At 39.5% G+C, this 17,244-nt stretch carries 15 protein-coding genes, 1 pseudogene and 1 riboswitch; of the genes and pseudogenes, 14 read left to right on the forward strand and 2 right to left on the reverse strand.

All coding sequences use genetic code 11. The annotated features are described in order from the left end of the window. The first annotated feature begins 54 nt into the window (after positions 1–54). Positions 55–813 carry a CPBP family intramembrane glutamic endopeptidase gene (locus tag EHW89_RS02270; protein WP_106082935.1) on the forward strand — a complete coding sequence of 253 codons (759 nt, stop codon included), beginning with the start codon at positions 55–57 and terminating at the stop codon, positions 811–813. A 119-nt stretch (positions 814–932) separates the two neighbouring features. Here EHW89_RS02270 and EHW89_RS02275 read toward each other — a convergent pair whose 3' ends face one another. After that, positions 933–2,378 carry a UDP-N-acetylmuramoyl-L-alanyl-D-glutamate--L-lysine ligase gene (locus EHW89_RS02275; RefSeq protein ID WP_126466558.1) on the reverse strand — a complete coding sequence of 482 codons (1,446 nt, stop codon included), beginning with the start codon at positions 2,376–2,378 and terminating at the stop codon, positions 933–935. 85 nt (positions 2,379–2,463) lie between these two features. Between EHW89_RS02275 and EHW89_RS02280 the strand changes: the two genes are divergently transcribed. The 13 genes and pseudogenes from EHW89_RS02280 to EHW89_RS02345 all read left to right on the forward strand — a co-directional run bounded on the left by EHW89_RS02280 (position 2,464) and on the right by EHW89_RS02345 (position 16,191). Next, positions 2,464–4,092 (forward strand): putative polysaccharide biosynthesis protein, encoded by a 1,629-nt coding sequence (locus EHW89_RS02280; RefSeq protein ID WP_126466559.1) that lies wholly within the window; start codon positions 2,464–2,466, stop codon positions 4,090–4,092. Between the two features lie 171 nt (positions 4,093–4,263). Further along, positions 4,264–4,359 (forward strand): annotated as a pseudogene (locus EHW89_RS02285) (PLP-dependent transferase); the annotation flags it as partial. 1 nt (position 4,360) lies between these two features. Beyond that, the gene (locus EHW89_RS02290) at positions 4,361–5,527 is read left to right on the forward strand and encodes a MalY/PatB family protein (RefSeq protein WP_126466560.1); all 1,167 of its coding nucleotides are present in this window, start codon (positions 4,361–4,363) and stop codon (positions 5,525–5,527) included. Positions 5,528–5,596: 69 nt separating this feature from the next. Next, positions 5,597–5,749: riboswitch (M-box (ykoK) riboswitch) on the forward strand. A gap of 260 nt (positions 5,750–6,009) precedes the next feature. Further along, complete coding sequence (gene mgtA / locus EHW89_RS02295) at positions 6,010–8,664, forward strand: magnesium-translocating P-type ATPase (protein ID WP_126466561.1); 2,655 nt, start codon at positions 6,010–6,012, stop codon at positions 8,662–8,664. A 97-nt stretch (positions 8,665–8,761) separates the two neighbouring features. Continuing rightward, positions 8,762–9,391 (forward strand): uracil phosphoribosyltransferase, encoded by a 630-nt coding sequence (gene upp / locus EHW89_RS02305; RefSeq protein ID WP_126466562.1) that lies wholly within the window; start codon positions 8,762–8,764, stop codon positions 9,389–9,391. An 87-nt stretch (positions 9,392–9,478) separates the two neighbouring features. Further along, a complete protein-coding gene (locus EHW89_RS02310) occupies positions 9,479–10,093 on the forward strand; it encodes an ATP-dependent Clp protease proteolytic subunit (RefSeq protein WP_223349572.1) in 615 nt (204 codons plus the stop codon). 90 nt (positions 10,094–10,183) lie between these two features. Further along, positions 10,184–10,453: a YlbG family protein gene (locus EHW89_RS02315; RefSeq protein ID WP_022526321.1), complete on the forward strand. Its 270-nt coding sequence runs from the start codon at positions 10,184–10,186 to the stop codon at positions 10,451–10,453. Between the two features lie 82 nt (positions 10,454–10,535). Further along, on the forward strand, positions 10,536–11,699 hold the full coding sequence (locus tag EHW89_RS02320) for an ABC transporter substrate-binding protein (RefSeq protein ID WP_126466563.1): 1,164 nt from the start codon (positions 10,536–10,538) through the stop codon (positions 11,697–11,699). A 391-nt stretch (positions 11,700–12,090) separates the two neighbouring features. Continuing rightward, positions 12,091–12,960: a branched-chain amino acid ABC transporter permease gene (locus tag EHW89_RS02325; RefSeq protein WP_024052038.1), complete on the forward strand. Its 870-nt coding sequence runs from the start codon at positions 12,091–12,093 to the stop codon at positions 12,958–12,960. A 3-nt stretch (positions 12,961–12,963) separates the two neighbouring features. Beyond that, positions 12,964–13,914 carry a branched-chain amino acid ABC transporter permease gene (locus EHW89_RS02330; RefSeq protein ID WP_049533465.1) on the forward strand — a complete coding sequence of 317 codons (951 nt, stop codon included), beginning with the start codon at positions 12,964–12,966 and terminating at the stop codon, positions 13,912–13,914. Next, complete coding sequence (locus EHW89_RS02335; RefSeq protein WP_126466564.1) at positions 13,914–14,678, forward strand: ABC transporter ATP-binding protein; 765 nt, start codon at positions 13,914–13,916, stop codon at positions 14,676–14,678. The genes EHW89_RS02330 and EHW89_RS02335 overlap by 1 nt, the downstream gene beginning before the upstream one ends. Next, entirely contained in the window at positions 14,678–15,388 is a 711-nt protein-coding gene (locus tag EHW89_RS02340) for an ABC transporter ATP-binding protein (RefSeq protein ID WP_106387832.1), read from the forward strand. Before EHW89_RS02335 ends, EHW89_RS02340 begins: the two co-directional genes overlap by 1 nt. 146 nt (positions 15,389–15,534) lie before the next feature. Next, positions 15,535–16,191, forward strand: a complete 657-nt coding sequence (locus EHW89_RS02345; RefSeq protein WP_003025613.1) for a CBS domain-containing protein — start codon at positions 15,535–15,537, stop codon at positions 16,189–16,191. Positions 16,192–16,260: 69 nt separating this feature from the next. Here the strand turns inward: EHW89_RS02345 and EHW89_RS02350 are convergent, their stop codons facing one another. Further along, complete coding sequence (locus EHW89_RS02350) at positions 16,261–17,124, reverse strand: YitT family protein (protein WP_126466565.1); 864 nt, start codon at positions 17,122–17,124, stop codon at positions 16,261–16,263. Positions 17,125–17,244: the final 120 nt, after the last annotated feature.

The raw sequence follows: 17,244 nt of genomic DNA on the forward strand, positions 1-17,244 counted from the left end.
TTTAGCAAGATTTGGTAATCACTAAATCATTTCGTTTCATGAAAGGAATATATAGTGAATCTTTTAGCAAAAATTCGGCCCTCTCAGCCGTTGAAGTATCTGAAATGGTTTGATATTGTCATCGTGACAGCTTTGCTATTTGGGCGCTTTATCTATCGCTCGACAGAACTCTATCTTGCCAGCTTGTCTCCGTCCACTACAGCAGCAGTAGCAGATGCAACTAGTAAAACAGCAAATGACGGGGCAGCTTATGTTAGCAACCTAGAATGGCAGCTCCTTATGTTAGCTTTGACGATAGCCTACTTAGTACTTCGCCGTTTTGATTTTAAGCAGTTGCCGATTCGTCTATCGTGGTCGGTACTCTTTTGGGTTCCCTTTATCTTTGCGGTGATGGGGATTGTGGCAGACACGGTGACAACCCTTAGCGGAGAATATAATTATTTTAATCCGCAATTATGGAAATACTTTGATCTGCTAGAAATTTTCCGTAAATTTACCGATTTGACACCGATGCTGATTCTCTATGCTTTGCTCAACGGCTTTTACGAAGAATTTTTCTTCTTGGGGCTATTGACCTCAGTAAAAGACAAATATAAGTGGTGGGTTCTTCTTTATTCGACAATTATTCGTGTCTCTTTCCATACCTATCAGGGGATGCTCTGGGCGCTGACGATTGGTGTTGGTTTTGGACTTCTCTATTATTTCCTTTACAAATACAAGGTTAAAAATCTCTTGCCTTTCTTCCTCGTACATGCTCTTGCGGATATGTATGGATCAAGTCTAATGTATGTTTTGATTAGTTGGAGAAAATAAAATCATAAAGCAAGATTTTGATTTCTAAAGAATTGTGCATTTCTATTTGTTAGTATAAATTTGTAATTTTTCTTCAATAATTAAAGGTCGAAAACGTTTGTCTCGACCTTTATTAGTTTCTATAAATATTTTTCTGCAATCGCATAATCACCTGGATAGTTAGCTTTTTTACCATTTATAATTTGGTAGCAATCAGCGCCTTTGCCTGCTAGAATGACAGCATCGCCTTTTTTACTAGTTAAGCCAAGGGCTTTTTTAATAGCTTCTTCGCGGTCAGCAATCATATCAACATCAAAGGATATGTAAGAAGCAATTTCTTTGGCAATGGCAATTGGATCCTCGTAATTTGGATCATCTGCGGTTAAAATCACCATTAATTCTGGATGTTGATTGATTAGTAGACCAAAATCTTTGCGGCGACTTTCGCCCTTATTTCCAGTTGCACCGAGCACCAAAACAATCCTACCTTTTTGATGCTCTTGCACAACCGATAGGAGATTGGCGAGACTGACACCATTGTGTGCGTAATCCACAAACACTTTGGCACCATTTTGTTGGGTCAGCACTTCCATACGTCCAGGGACACGCGTAGCAGCAATGCCTTTTTTTATATCAGAAATAGTGGCACCTAAGCGTAGACAGGCAAGGCTAGCAGCAAGTGCATTTTCTTGGTTAAAACGTCCGATTAGCTGAATGTCAAATTTTTCTGTGAGGATTCCGCTTGTTTCAAAAGAAAAGGCTTGCGAATGATGAATTTGATTGTCTGAATGCTGTCCGTAGAAATCATGCTCCATGGAAGCAACTTGCTCAGCCAAAACTTCAAAATGGTCCATTTCGCTATTGACCACCACAGCTCGGCTATTTTCCATGAGAAGCCGTTTATGATAAAAATAGTCTTCAAATGTCGGGTGTTCAATTGGTCCGATGTGATCAGGGCTGATATTAAGGAAAACACCAACGTCAAAGGTTAAACCGTAAACTCGCTTTTTTAAATAAGCCTGACTGGAAACTTCCATAATCAGATGAGTTCGGCCATTTTCAACCGCTGTTGCCATCATTTTGAACAAATCCAAGCTTTCCGGTGTTGTCAAAGTAGATTTGAAAAAATGTTCTCCGTCGAGCGTCGTGTTCATAGTAGACAAGAGAGCTGGTTTATGACTTTGTTGGAGGATATGATAGGCAAAATAAGCAGACGTTGTCTTTCCTTTAGTTCCTGTAAATGCGAGCAATTTGAGTTTATCTTGTGGATTTCCATAAAATTCCATGGCAAGAAGGCTCATGGCTTGCTTTACGTCGTTGACTAGAATCACCGGAATAGTTACTTCAAAATCCGTCTCACTGACATAGAACTGTAAGCCTGATTCAACAGCTTTTTCCAAAAATTCTTTTTTAAAATTGTCGCCTTTGACAAAGAAAAGAGTGGAAGCATCCACTTCACGGCTGTCGTAGCTGATATTATCAAATGTGAAATCAGTAGCTCTATAAAGGAAATGTCCTTGGTCAATGATCTCGCGGAAATTGTGATCCTTTTTTAAAATGTTTAATGCGTTTTCAATTGTTATCATATTTCTATTGTAAACTTAATGGCGAGGTTTTACAAGCGGAAAGGAAAAGTTTATAATAAGATGAGACTATTTTCAGAGGTTATGTATGGACCAACAAACAACAAATCAACAAAAGCAAATGCTTCTAGGGACAGCTTGGCTAACAGCTAGTAACTTTATCAGCCGTTTTTTAGGGGCAATTTATATCATTCCTTGGTATATCTGGATGGGGAAACATGGAGCAGAGGCCAATGGCTTGTTTACCATGGGCTACAATATTTATGCTTGGTTTCTTCTGATTTCCACGGCAGGTGTACCTGTCGCAGTCGCCAAGCAAGTCGCCAAGTACAATACGATTGATCAAAAAGATCATAGTTTTACTCTCATTCGTGAATTTTTGAAATTCATGCTCTTGCTGGGAGTCGTTTTTGCAGTAATCATGTATCTCTTATCACCGTTCTTTGCGCGTGTATCAGGTGTCGGAAAAGAACTGATTCCAGTTATGCAGAGTCTGTCGTGGGCTGTGCTAGTATTTCCAGCCATGAGTGTTATTCGTGGATTTTTCCAAGGTTTTAACAATTTGAAACCGTATGCCATGAGCCAGATTGCCGAGCAGGTCATTCGTGTGATTTGGATGCTGCTTGCAACATTTTTCATTATGAAATTGGGTTCTAAAGATTATGTTGCTGCAGTGACCCAATCTACTTTTGCAGCCTTTGTCGGTATGTTTGCCAGTATGGCGGTTTTGGTTTATTTTCTTTGGAAAACCAATCTCTTGACATCTATCTTACACAAACCGGCTAATAGTGCTGAAATCAACAGCCGTGCTTTGCTGGTGGATACGATTCGTGAAGCCATTCCTTTTATCATCACGGGTTCTGCTATTCAGCTTTTCCAAATCATTGACCAGATGACATTTATCAATACGATGAAATGGTTCACCAATTATAGCAATTCTCAGCTGGTGGTTATGTTCAGTTATTTCTCTGCCAATCCAAATAAGATTACCATGATTTTGATTGCAGTAGCAACTTCGATCGGCGGTGTGGGGATTCCTTTGCTGACAGAAAACTATGTCAAAGGTGATTTAAAGGCGGCTGCGCGCTTGGTTCAAGATAATTTGAGTATGTTACTGCTGTTTCTTTTACCAGCAACGATTGGCTCTGTCTTAGTAGCCCGTCCTTTGTATACGATTTTCTACGGACGACCAGATAGTTTAGCTCTGGGGCTCTTCATTTTTGCTATGTTACAGACGATTATTCTTGGCGTCTATACTGTCTTATCGCCAATGATTCAAGCACTGTTCCAAAATCGTAAAGCGATTATCTATTTTGGTTATGGAGTTCTTGTTAAGCTCATTTTGCAAATTCCATTTATTTATCTGTTTAGAGCCTATGGACCGCTTCTGGCAACGACAATTGGACTCATCGTTCCAATCATTCTGATGTACCAACACATTCGTCAAGTAACTGGGCTCAATCAAACCATTCTCTTCAAACGGAGTTTGTTGATTGGAATTTTAACGGCAGTTATGGCTCTTTTGATTGCCATTGTGGAAGTCGTACTTGGCTTTGTCTTTCATCCAAGTGGACGCATTTCGAGTATGCTTTATTTGGTTATCATTGGTGGCTTGGGCATGGCTATTTATGGAGCAATGGCTTTGCGAGTCCGTTTGTTAGACCGCTTTATTGGTGAGAAAGCTCAAACCTTACGTCAAAAATTTCATATTCATTAAAAGGCCGAAAGGCTTTTTAATATTGTAGAAAAATTATAAAAATTAAGCTATAATAAAAATAGCTATTCTTGCAATAAAAGTTTATAAATGATGAATCCTTCAATAAAAATTATAGAGCAGCTTTTTTGAAAGGATATTTAATGCTAGGATATTCTAGCGAAGATATCAAGATGCTATGGTTTAATAGACGATTTTTTCCGGTTGTCCATTGGAATCGAAGACAGCCAAGACTTGATCACAGATTTAAAATTTGCTTTGGAGGTATAATATGAGCAAATACAATTTTCAAACAGCACCGAATCGCTTATCTCACCACACTTATAAGTGGAAAGAGACAGAGACAGACCCTCAATTACTGCCGGCGTGGATTGCAGATATGGACTTTGAGGTCATGCCGGAAGTAAAAAATGCGATTCATGACTATGCAGAGCAGTTGGTTTATGGCTATACTTATGCGAGTGATGAGCTGCTCCAAGCGGTGTTGGATTGGGAAAAGAGCGAACATCGGTATTCGTTTGATAAGGAAGATATCGTTTTTGTAGAAGGTGTTGTGCCAGCTATTTCTCTTGCGATTCAAGCCTTTACCAAAGAGGGAGACGCTGTTTTAATCAATTCTCCTGTCTATCCACCTTTTTCTCGTAGCGTTCGCTTAAACAATCGAAAATTGGTATCTAATTCTCTCAAAGAAGAAAACGATTTGTTTCAAATTGACTTTGAGCAATTGGAAAAAGAGATTGTCGAAAATAATGTGAAATTGTATCTTCTTTGCAGTCCGCACAATCCCGGAGGACGTGTTTGGGAAAGAGAGGTTTTGGAAAGAATCGGTCATCTTTGTCAAAAACACCAGGTTATCTTGGTATCAGATGAGATTCATCAAGATTTGACCTTGTTTGGTCATGAGCATGTTTCCTTTAATACCATTTCACCTGATTTTAAAGAATTTGCCATTATACTATCCAGTGCTACCAAGACCTTTAATATTGCAGGCACTAAAAATTCCTATGCTGTTATTGAAAATCCTGCATTGCGTGCACGGTTTAAACGTCAGCAGCTTGCCAATAACCACCATGAAGTGTCAAGTTTAGGTTATATTGCGACAGAAACGGCCTATCGCTATGGCAAACCTTGGTTGGTGGCATTAAAAGCTGTTTTAGAAGAAAATATTCAATTTGCGGTGGATTATTTTGCCAAAGAAGCTCCGCGTTTAAAAGTAATGAAACCACAAGGGACCTATCTGATATGGCTTGATTTCAGTGCCTATGGTTTGACAGATGATGAACTTTTTGCTTTGTTGCATGACCAAGCCAAAGTCATTCTCAATCGAGGAAGTGATTATGGAAAAGAGGGGGAGTTGCATGCAAGGCTGAATATTGCAGCGCCTAAGTCTTTAGTAGAAGAGATTTGCAAGAGAATTGTACGTTGTTTGCCACAATAAGAATGAAAAGAAATTTTCAGAAACAGCCATTTGGGGTTGACAATCATTCTTAAGTGGAGTATAGTTAGTATGAAAAATCGGTAGGTGAGGCTACCATAGGGATACGGATGACTACCGCAAAGTAGTGGAGACACTACGCGTTGGTTAGCAGTTGAGATCGCTAAGGTTTCGACTAATGTCATTTCACCGCCCTACGGAGTTAAAGCTTGAACGGTAACACAAGACATACAGTCCTGCCATGTTTTTCATGGTAGGATTTTATTGTTTTTTAGCTGATTTTTTAAAAGGAAATTGCAGGGGAAAGGAGTGAGGAATATGGCAAATGATGATCACCCGAGTCAACAGAAAATCAGTCGATTGCCATATCTGAGCATTCCTCATGCTCCCTTTGGAATCGACTCTAGCAAATGAACGATATCTGAGCAAAAAGCTGTGTGCAGTTATTTTGTTGCTTGGATGCGTCTTAGATAGAGGAGAAATCAGTGAAAACAGCAAAAGAAAGATTAACAGATGCTCTTCGCATGTCTGTAGTGGATACGATGACTTTTTTCAACACTTCCAGAGCAGGGCTGACAGAAGAGCAAGTAGAAGAAAACCGTGATATATACGGCGAAAATGAATTGACAAAAGGGCAAGAAGATTCCATTTTTAAAAAGATTTATGAGTCCATTATCAATCCCTTTACCGTCATTCTCTTACTCATTGCATTGGTATCCTTGGTGACCAATGTTTGGCTGGCAAAGCCAGGGCAAGAAGACCCGACGACATTTATCATCATCGTTGTCCTTGTCTTGTTGTCTGGTAGTATTCGCTTTGTGCAAGAATTGCGGAGTGACAAAGCTGCCAGCAATCTTTCACGTATGATTGTCAATACAGTGACAGTCGTCCGTGAGGGAAAAGAGCAAGAAATTCCGATTACAGAATTAGTAGTAGGAGACATTATCCGCTTGAGTGCAGGAGATATGCTACCAGCAGATGTGCTAATCTTAGATTCGCGCGACTTCTTTGTGCAACAGTCAGGTTTGACAGGCGAAAGTGATGCTGTTGAAAAAATGGCGCTGGATAAATGCGAGACAAAAGAGGCAGATAGCTTGCTTGAATCTGAAGCACTTGGTTTTATGGGAACCAATGTGATTTCTGGTCGTGCCATTGCCCTTGTTCTGGTCGTTGGAGATGATACCAAGATGGGGGCTATTGAGCAAACGCTCAATACTTATGACGAACCAACCTCTTTTGAGCGAGAAATGAACAGCATTTCATGGTTGCTCATTCGTCTCATGTTGGTACTTGTACCCGTTGTCTTTCTTATCAATGGTCTGACAGACGGAGATTGGCTGGAGGCTGGTGTATTTGCACTTAGTGTCGGTGTTGGTTTGACACCAGAAATGCTGCCTATGGTCATCACTGCAAGCTTGGCTAAGGGTTCTATTCTTATGGCAAAAGAACAAGTTGTCATCAAGAAACTCAATGCCATTCAAGATTTGGGAGCGATTGATATCCTTTGCACGGATAAAACAGGTACATTGACGCAAGATGAGATTGTCTTGGAATATCCGCTGGATATTCATGGAGAGCTTGATTTAGCCGTTCTTCGCAGGGCGTATCTTAATTCGTATTACCAAACAGGGCTAAAAAACCTAATGGATCGTGCTATTATCAATCGGACAGAAAAAGAAGCTGAAAAGCATGAAATCGTTCGGAACTTGGACCAAACTTTTAAGAAAATTGATGAATTGCCTTTTGATTTTGAACGCCGCCGCATGAGTGTGCTGGTTCGAGATGATGAAAATGTCGTTAGCATGGTAACAAAAGGTGCTTTGGAAGAAATGTTAGCCATTTCAAATTATGTCGAAGACAAAGGGGAAATCCTTCCTTTGACAGAGGAAATTCGTCAAGAAATTTTAGCAGAAGTAGCACAGTTAAATGAGCAAGGTCTGCGCGTGCTGGGGGTTAGTTATCGCTCAGACTTAGATGCTGACTATGAATACACAGTAGAAGATGAGTCTGATATGATTTTGACGGGTTATCTTGCTTTCCTTGACCCGCCAAAACCTTCTGCAGCGCCTGCTATCAAGGCTTTAACAGAATATGGTGTTGCCACCAAAATTTTGACAGGGGACAATGAAAAAGTCACAGAAGCAGTCTGTGAAAAAGTTGGCTTAGATGCAGAACATATCCTACTTGGCTCTGTGATTGAAACGATGTCGGATGACGAATTGAGCAAGGTGGTTGAAACCACAACTGTTTTTGCAAAATTATCTCCCGACCAAAAAGCGCGTATCATTTTGCAGCTGAAAGCAAATGGGCATAAGGTTGGCTATATGGGAGACGGCATCAATGATGCACCTTCTATGAAAGTAGCTGATGTAGGGATTTCAGTTGATACAGCTGTCGATATTGCTAAAGAAACAGCTGATGTTATCCTGTTAGATAAGGACTTGTTGGTGCTTGAAAAAGGCTTGGTGGAAGGTCGCAAAGTCTATGCTAATATGACCAAATATATCAAGATGACAGTCAGTTCCAACTTCGGGAATATCTTTTCCTTGTTGATTTCAAGTATTTTCCTACCATTTTTGCCTATGGCACCGATTCATCTGATTGTGCTAAACTTGGTGTATGATATTTCTTGTATCGCTTTGCCATTTGACAATGTCGACCGTGAATTTTTGCAAAAACCTCGCATTTGGAGTGCCAAATCCATTACGCGCTTCATGGCTTGGATTGGTCCGATTAGTTCTATTTTTGACTGTTTGACCTTTTTGATTTTGTTCTTTATCATCGCACCGATGATGACAGGTTCTGTTTACCATCATGGTATGTCTAGCGAGTTCATTACTATTTTCCAAACAGGCTGGTTTATTGAGTCCATGTGGACGCAAACCATGGTTATCTACATGCTACGCTCACCTAAACTGCCATTTATTCAAAGCAGACCGGCTTTGTCTGTAGTTATGACAACGCTAGCAGCCGTGTTCTTTGTAACCTTATTGCCCTACGGTCCTTTTGCAGCACTTTTAAAAGTGGCTCCATTAAACGGTACTTATTTCTTATTCTTAATCCTTGTCATGATTTTATATATGGCAAGTATTACGTTTGTGAAGCATCTTTATATTAAGAAATACCATGAATGGTTGTAAGCAATTGACAATCTTTGAAAAGGCTTGTTTGTCACGAGCCTTTTTTATGTTTTTTTGATATAATAAGAAGAATAAATTGAAAGAAGGAAAACCAATCATGGAAAAATTTCAAGTGATCGCACATCCGCTCATTCAGCATAAATTGTCTATCTTACGTCGTACGGATACCTCTACTAAGGCTTTTCGTGAGTTAGTAAATGAAATTGCTATGCTGATGGGCTATGAAGTTTTACGTGACTTACCATTAGAAGATGTGGAAATTGAAACGCCGATTACAAAGACGGTTCAAAAACAATTGGCTGGTAAAAAATTAGCCATTGTTCCAATCTTACGTGCAGGTATCGGTATGGTGGACGGTCTTTTGAGCCTTGTGCCAGCTGCTAAAGTTGGACATATTGGTATGTATCGCGACGAAGAAACCCTAAAACCAGTTGAGTACCTCGTGAAGTTACCAGAAGACATTAGCCAACGTCAAATCTTTGTGGTAGATCCAATGTTAGCGACAGGTGGTTCAGCTATTTTAGCCATTGATTCATTGAAAAAACGCGGTGCGAACAATATTAAATTTGTCTGCCTTGTTTCAGCGCCAGAAGGTGTGAAAGCTTTACAAGAAGCTCACCCAGACGTAGAAATCTTTACAGCGGCCCTTGATGATCACTTGAATGAAAACGGCTATATCGTTCCAGGATTGGGAGATGCAGGAGATCGTCTTTTCGGTACAAAATAATGAGTTTTATGTTTGACCTTTTTTGACCAAAAGACTATAATAGTCTCATATTTGAAAAATCTCACTAAAAATTGTTAGTCAGATTAAATATCAGATGAAAAGGAGAATACAATGATTCCTGTAGTTATTGAACAAACAAGTCGTGGGGAACGTTCCTACGATATTTACTCACGCTTATTAAAAGATCGCATTATTATGCTGACAGGTCCTGTTGAGGACAATATGGCTAATTCTATTATTGCGCAATTGCTTTTCCTTGATGCACAAGATAATACTAAAGATATTTATCTTTACATCAATACGCCAGGTGGTTCTGTATCGGCTGGTCTAGCGATTGTCGATACAATGAACTTCATCAAATCAGATGTTCAAACAATTGTCATGGGAATGGCTGCATCCATGGGAACCATTATTGCTTCAAGCGGTGCTAAAGGCAAACGCTTCATGTTGCCGAATGCAGAATACTTGATTCACCAACCAATGGGCGGAACTGGTAGCGGTACGCAACAAACCGATATGGCGATTGCGGCTGAGCATTTGCTGAAAACACGGAATAACTTGGAGAAGATCCTTGCGGATAATTCAGGGAAAACCATCAAGCAAGTACATAAAGACGCAGAACGCGATTATTGGATGAGTGCTCAAGAAACCTTGGATTATGGCTTCATTGATGAAATCATGGCAAATAATAATTTAAACTAATCATTGTTTATTACTGTACGAAAAATGTCCTCTGATGGGCATTTTTTTGATATACTTATAAATGATAAAAATAAATTAGAAAGAAAATTCATGTTTAAAAAAGAAGAACGAATAGGTTTGATTGTGTATTTGTATTATAATCGAGATGTGAAAAAAATAGAAACTATTGGCGATATTGTCTACCATTCTAAAAAACATCGTTACCTCCAGTTGTATATTCCGACAGAGCAGGTAGAAGAGACGATGCAAAGGTTATCTAAGGAAAAATATGTCAAACAAGTACGGGTTTGCCATATTCAAGAATTGGACACAGACTTTGTTGGAAGCTTGTTTAGAGATAAAGAAAACGTAAACATATAAAAAAATCTCATTTACCACTTGACAATTGTCAGATAATTCGATATATTCTAAACATATCATTTCGGAACGAGGAGATAAGAATATGAAGAAAAAGTTTGCTCTATCATTTGTTGCCCTTACAAGCGTTGCCCTTCTTGCCGCTTGTGGGGAAGTAAAGTCAGGTGGTTCCAATGCAACTGGTACAAAAGTTGCTGATAAGACCATTAAAATTGGATTTAACTTTGAAGAAACTGGTGCAACCGCAGCATACGGGACAGCTGAACAAAAAGGTGCTCAACTTGCTGTTGATGAAATCAACAAAGCCGGTGGTATTGATGGCAAGAAACTTGAAGTTGTTGACAAGGATAATAAATCTGAAACAGCAGAAGCTGCTTCTGTTACGACTAACTTGGTAACCCAATCAAAAGTAAATGCAGTCGTAGGACCTGCAACTTCTGGTGCAACAGCAGCGGCAGTTCCCAATGCGACAAAAGCAGGTGTCCCTTTGATTTCTCCTAGTGCGACACAAGACGGTTTGACGAAAAATCAAGAATACTTATTCATCGGAACTTTCCAAGACAGTTTCCAAGGGAAAATCATTTCTAAGTACGTTACAGAAACGTTAAAAGCGAAAAAAGTTGTGCTTTATACAGATAACTCAAGTGACTATGCGAAAGGTGTTGCAAAAGCTTTCCGTAATGCCTACAAAGGTGAGATTGTTGCAGATGAAAAGTTTGTCGCTGGTGATACCGACTTCCAAGCAGCTCTTACCAAAATGAAAGGCAAAGATTTTGATGCCATTATCGTACCTGGATATTATACAGAAGCTGGTAAAATTGTAAACCAAGCGCGTGGTATGGGCATTGATAAGCCAATCGTTGGTGGTGACGGCTTTAATGGCGAAGAATTTGTCCAACAAGCAACACCAGCTAAAGCTTCAAATATCTACTATATCTCAGGCTTCTCTTCAACAGTTGATGTCTCAGATAAAGCAAAGAAATTCCTTGAAGCTTACAAAGCTAAATACAAGAATGAAGAACCTTCAACATTTGCAGCGCTAGCATACGACTCTGTTTATCTTGTTGCAAATGCTGCTAAGGGTGCTAAAACATCTGTTGACATCAAAGACAATCTTGCTAAGACAAAGAATTTTGAAGGTGTAACAGGTGACACCAGCTTTGACAAGAATCATAACACTGTTAAAACAGCCTTTATGATGACCATGAACAATGGGAAGGTCACAGCAGCTGAAACGGTTAAGCCATAATCCTTCTCAAGAAATTGCTTAAAATATATTTTATAGTGTATAAAAGAGTAACTATTTATGGTAAGCATCGTAGATAGTTACTTCTCTTTATACGGGCTAAAAGAAAAGAGGCGGGACAAAAGTCTTAGTCTTAAGAATATTTTTCATTATGGTTTGTAATACCTAGTGATTGATTGTTAGATATGTTTTAAGCTGTTGAAAAGTAATCAACCGTGAAATGAGACTTAAAAAGGTTTAAAGGTCTCATTTGCTCAAACTTAGAATAGATGAGTGAGAAAAATCAATTTTTTTGAAATGATGACTTGACTCGCTCTTTTTTCACGATAGATAAGAAAATGTGAAAAATCACATAGTTCTTTCTTCTATACTATAATTAGAAAGTGTGGTGGCCATGCTCCAACAACTTGTTAATGGTCTGATTCTGGGGAGTGTCTATGCTTTGCTCGCTCTCGGCTATACCATGGTTTATGGAATTATCAAACTCATCAACTTCGCTCATGGAGACATTTATATGATGGGCGCTTTTATGGGCTATTTCCTGATTAACTCTCTTCATCTTAATTTTTTCCTTGCCTTGATTTTGGCGATGGTTGGGACAGCAGCTTTAGGTGTGTTGGTCGAGTTTTTGGCTTATCGTCCACTGAGAAATTCGACTCGGATTGCAGCTTTGATTACTGCGATTGGTGTTTCATTTTTCTTGGAATATGTGATGGTCTATTTTGTGGGGGCCAATACTCGTTCGTTCCCACAAGTGATTGAAACGGTTCGTTATAATTTTGGCCCGATTAGTCTGACCAATATCCAATTGATGATTTTGGTCATTTCCTTAATCTTGATGGTGTTATTGCAAGTCATTGTTCAAAAGACCAAAATGGGAAAAGCGATGCGGGCAGTTTCGGTCGATAGCGATGCGGCGCAACTAATGGGAATCAATGTCAATCGTACAATTAGTTTCACTTTTGCTTTAGGTTCTGCTTTGGCAGGAGCAGCAGGTGTACTCATCGCGCTTTATTATAATTCCCTTGAGCCTTTGATGGGAATGACACCAGGGTTGAAATCGTTTGTCGCTGCAGTACTTGGTGGGATTGGCATTATCCCAGGAGCAGCATTGGGAGGTTTTGTCATTGGTTTGTTAGAAACCTTTGCGACAGCTTTTGGCATGTCAGACTTCCGTGATGCGATTGTGTATGGCATTTTAATCTTAATCTTGCTTGTTCGTCCTGCAGGTATTCTTGGTAAGAATGTGAAAGAGAAGGTATAGACTATGAAAAAGAATGTAAAAGTAAATATTTTATGGTTTGTGCTCCTTCTTGCTGGTTACGGTTTGCTGACTCTCCTTGTCAGCGCTGGAGTTTTGAATGATTTTTACTTGCAAATCTTACAGCAAATCGGCATTAACATTATTTTAGCAGTAGGTTTGAATTTGATTGTCGGTTTCTCAGGTCAATTTTCTCTGGGACATGCTGGTTTTATGGCAATTGGTGCCTATGCAGCTGCGATTATTGGCTCGAAATCAGCTACTTATCCGGCCTTTTTTGCAGCTATGGTATTAGGAGCGTTGATTGCAGGAGCAGTGGCTTTGATTGTTGGGATTCCTACTCTTCGCTTGAAAGGTGATTACCTCGCAATTGCAACGCTTGGGGTTTCTGAAATCATTCGAATTTTAATCATCAACGGAGGCGATTTGACCAATGGAGCTGCGGGTATCTTGGGTATTCCTGCCTTTACTAATTGGCAAATGGTGTATTTCTTTGTAGTTATCACAACTATTTTAACCATCAATTTCTTGCGCAGCCCAATCGGTCGAGCAACATTGTCAGTTCGTGAAGATGAAATTGCAGCAGAGTCTGTAGGAGTCAACACTACTAAAATTAAAGTGATTGCTTTTGTTTTTGGAGCGATGACAGCTAGTATCGCAGGCTCACTCCAAGCAGGATTTATCGGCTCTGTTGTGCCGAAAGATTATACTTTTATCAATAGCATCAATGTCTTGATTATCGTGGTCTTTGGTGGTCTTGGTTCTATGACAGGTACTATTGTTGCAGCAATTCTCTTAGGTATCTTAAACATGGTGCTACAAAATGTGGCAAGTATTCGTATGATTATCTACTCTCTTGCTTTGATTTTAGTGATGATTTTCCGACCAGGTGGACTTCTTGGTACATGGGAATTAAGCCTCTCACGCTTCTTTAAAAAAGATAAGGAGGTCAACTAATGGCGCTTCTTGATGTAAAAAATCTAACAAAAAATTTCGGCGGGCTGACTGCTGTTGGCGATGTGACCTTGGAGCTGAATGAGGGAGAATTAGTCGGTCTCATTGGTCCAAATGGTGCAGGAAAAACAACTTTATTTAACTTACTGACCGGTGTTTATGAGCCAAGTGAAGGAAGCGTAACCTTGGACGGTCATTTGCTCAATGGCAAAGCTCCTTATAAGATTGCTTCCTTAGGACTCAGTAGGACATTCCAAAATATTCGCTTGTTTAAAGATTTGACAGTCTTGGAGAATGTCTTGATTGCTTTTGGAAATCACCACAAAGCACATGTTTTTGCTAGCTTCTTTCGTTTGCCAGCTTTCTATAAAAATGAAGCAGAATTGCGTGAGAAAGCATTGAAATTACTAAAAATCTTTAACCTAGACGGTGAAGCAGAAACGCTTGCTAAGAATTTAGCTTATGGACAACAACGTCGTTTGGAAATCGTGCGTGCTCTAGCAACAGAACCTAAAATTCTCTTTCTTGATGAGCCTGCTGCGGGAATGAATCCGCAGGAAACAGCAGAATTGACAGAGTTAATTCGTCGAATAAAAAATGAATTCCAAATCACAATCATGCTGATTGAGCATGACATGAGCCTAGTTATGGAAGTGACGGAACGAATTTATGTATTGGAGTATGGTCGTCTGATTGCGCACGGAACTCCTGACGAGATTAAAAATGATAAGCGTGTTATCGAAGCCTATCTGGGAGGTGAAGCCTAATGTCTATGCTAAAAGTTGAAAATCTTTCTGTCCATTATGGCATGATTCAGGCTGTCCGAGATGTCAGCTTTGAGGTCAATGAGGGCGAAGTTGTTTCCCTTATCGGTGCTAATGGTGCTGGAAAAACCACAATTCTTCGGACAATTTCAGGGTTGGTTCGCCCAAGTTCAGGAAAAATTGAGTTTCTAGGAAATGAAATTCAAAAAGTCCCTGCTCAGAAAATTGTAGCAACAGGGCTTTCTCAGGTACCCGAAGGACGCCATGTTTTCCCAGGCCTGACTGTTTTGGAAAACCTAGAAATGGGTGCTTTTCTAAAAACAAATCGCGATGAAAATCAAGCGAATCTAAAAAAAGTTTTCTCACGCTTTCCGCGTTTAGAAGAACGTAAAAATCAAGATGCTGCAACTCTTTCTGGAGGCGAGCAGCAGATGCTTGCTATGGGACGAGCACTTATGTCTACTCCCAAACTTCTGCTTTTAGATGAGCCTTCAATGGGACTGGCTCCTCTCTTCATTCAAGAAATTTTTGATATTATTCAAGATATTCAAAAGCAAGGCACAACGGTTCTATTGATTGAGCAAAATGCTAACAAAGCCCTCTCAATTGCCGACCGTGGCTATGTTTTAGAAACAGGAAACATCGTCTTGTCTGGCACGGGAAAAGAATTGCTCGCTTCCGATGAAGTCCGCAAAGCTTATCTTGGTGGGTGAAAAAAGGAGAAAGAAGTGGTTTTCTACTTCTTTTTTATTCACTAATATTATTCTTGAAAACATAAGCAAGTATCTTGAAAGCGTTTGAAATAAACTAGAAAATACAGTATAATAGAACTGAAAAATCAGAGATAAAGGAGATTTCCATGGCAGTTAAAGATTTTATGACGCGAAAAGTGGTGTATATTAGCCCAGACACGACAGTAGCGCATGCGGCGGATATTATGCGTGAGCAGGGATTGCACCGGCTTCCTGTTATTGAAAATGACCAATTGGTTGGTTTGGTGACTGAAGGAACGATCGCCGAAGCAAGTCCTTCAAAAGCAACAAGTTTGTCTATTTATGAGATGAATTATTTGCTAAACAAGACCAAAATTAAAGATGTCATGATTCGCGATGTGGTGACAGTGTCGCAATTCGCTAGCTTGGAAGATGCAACTTATTTAATGTTAAAAAACAAGATTGGAATTTTACCAGTTGTGGATAACCAACAAGTTTATGGTGTCATTACAGATCGTGATGTTTTCAGAGCCTTTCTTGAAATTGCTGGCTATGGTGAAGAAGGCATTCGCGTGCGTTTCATTACAGAAGATGAAGTTGGTGTGTTGGAGAAGATTGTGCATTTGATTGTCGAAGAAAATCTCAATATCTCTAATGCTGTTAATATTCCACGCAAAGATGGCAAGGTTATCATTGAAGTTCAAATTGATGGCAATGTGGATTTGCCGGCTTTAAAAGCGAAATTTGAAGACAAAGGCATTCAGGTAGAAGACATTACCCGTACTTCAGCAAAAGCATTATAAGACAACAAAAAACGCATGAGAGCAGTTCATTTAACTGTGTTCATGCGTTTTTTTATAATGGGAGCAAGATTATTTCTGAATCGGTTGCTTATTGACATCTAAGGTAAAGCCTTCACCAAGGATTTCATGGGCATCTGTAATGGTAATAAAGGCATGTGGATCGACGCTATGAATAACTTTTTTCATGGATTGCATTTCGTTTCGTCCAACGATGCAGTAAATGAGTTTCAAATCATTCTCGCTGTAGTAGCCTTGCCCATTGATGAAAGTAATTCCACGACCGAGATCTTTATCAATTTTCTTTGCCAATTCTTCTGGACGGCTAGTAATAACCATGAAGCCCTTGCCGGCATAACCGCCTTCACCAATCAAGTCAATCACCCGTGAAGCAATAAAGACAAAAATCAAGGTATAAGTCACTAGGCGAACATCTTTAAAAACAAGTATAACGAAAATAAGGACGCAGAAGTCTACAGTAAACATCAATTTCCCCATGGAGATATTCGTATACTTATTAGCGATTCGAGCAATAATATCGGTACCGCCAGTCGTACCACCGGCATTGAAAACAATTCCTAGTCCAACGCCAGCAATAATCCCTGTTAGAAGCGTCACAATCACGAGGTCGCCTTCAAGGTTAATCACGAAAGGGATTTTTTCAAAGACCGCCAGCCAAGCAGAAACGGCAAAAGTACCTAAAATACTAGAGTACAAAAGTCGCGAGCCAAAAATTCTCCAAGCAATAATGAAAAGAGGAATGTTGATGATGAGATTCATCAGTGAAACGGGAATTTTAAATAGATAGTATGTAATGAGGGTCACTCCAGTCGCGCCCCCTTCATACAAATGATTTGGAATAATCAGATAATTGATGGCGAAAGCAAAAATTCCAGCTCCTAGAATAATCGTCAGATAGTTTTTAAACTTAGACATAATAACCTCCTAATAATTTCTGTACATTCTATTGTATCAAATCTTGAAAACTTATGTATCATTTTGAAAAAAATTTTTTAAACTTTTTCTGGCAATGATTTTTCTGGAGTTTTTTGTTAA

The sequence above is a fragment of the Streptococcus periodonticum genome (assembly GCF_003963555.1).
GTDB lineage: Bacteria > Bacillota > Bacilli > Lactobacillales > Streptococcaceae > Streptococcus > Streptococcus anginosus.

Excerpts from the sequence above, each read along its gene's own strand:
- EHW89_RS02275 (WP_126466558.1), bottom strand. The coding sequence starts at position 2,378 with ATGATAACAATTGAAAACGCATTAAACATTTTAAAAAAGGATCACAAT.
- EHW89_RS02280 (WP_126466559.1), top strand. The coding sequence starts at position 2,464 with ATGGACCAACAAACAACAAATCAACAAAAGCAAATGCTTCTAGGGACA.
- EHW89_RS02290 (WP_126466560.1), top strand. The coding sequence starts at position 4,361 with ATGAGCAAATACAATTTTCAAACAGCACCGAATCGCTTATCTCACCAC.
- upp (WP_126466562.1), top strand. The coding sequence starts at position 8,762 with ATGGAAAAATTTCAAGTGATCGCACATCCGCTCATTCAGCATAAATTG.
- EHW89_RS02315 (WP_022526321.1), top strand. The coding sequence starts at position 10,184 with ATGTTTAAAAAAGAAGAACGAATAGGTTTGATTGTGTATTTGTATTAT.
- EHW89_RS02320 (WP_126466563.1), top strand. The coding sequence starts at position 10,536 with ATGAAGAAAAAGTTTGCTCTATCATTTGTTGCCCTTACAAGCGTTGCC.
- EHW89_RS02325 (WP_024052038.1), top strand. The coding sequence starts at position 12,091 with ATGCTCCAACAACTTGTTAATGGTCTGATTCTGGGGAGTGTCTATGCT.
- EHW89_RS02330 (WP_049533465.1), top strand. The coding sequence starts at position 12,964 with ATGAAAAAGAATGTAAAAGTAAATATTTTATGGTTTGTGCTCCTTCTT.
- EHW89_RS02335 (WP_126466564.1), top strand. The coding sequence starts at position 13,914 with ATGGCGCTTCTTGATGTAAAAAATCTAACAAAAAATTTCGGCGGGCTG.
- EHW89_RS02340 (WP_106387832.1), top strand. The coding sequence starts at position 14,678 with ATGTCTATGCTAAAAGTTGAAAATCTTTCTGTCCATTATGGCATGATT.
- EHW89_RS02345 (WP_003025613.1), top strand. The coding sequence starts at position 15,535 with ATGGCAGTTAAAGATTTTATGACGCGAAAAGTGGTGTATATTAGCCCA.
- EHW89_RS02350 (WP_126466565.1), bottom strand. The coding sequence starts at position 17,124 with ATGTCTAAGTTTAAAAACTATCTGACGATTATTCTAGGAGCTGGAATT.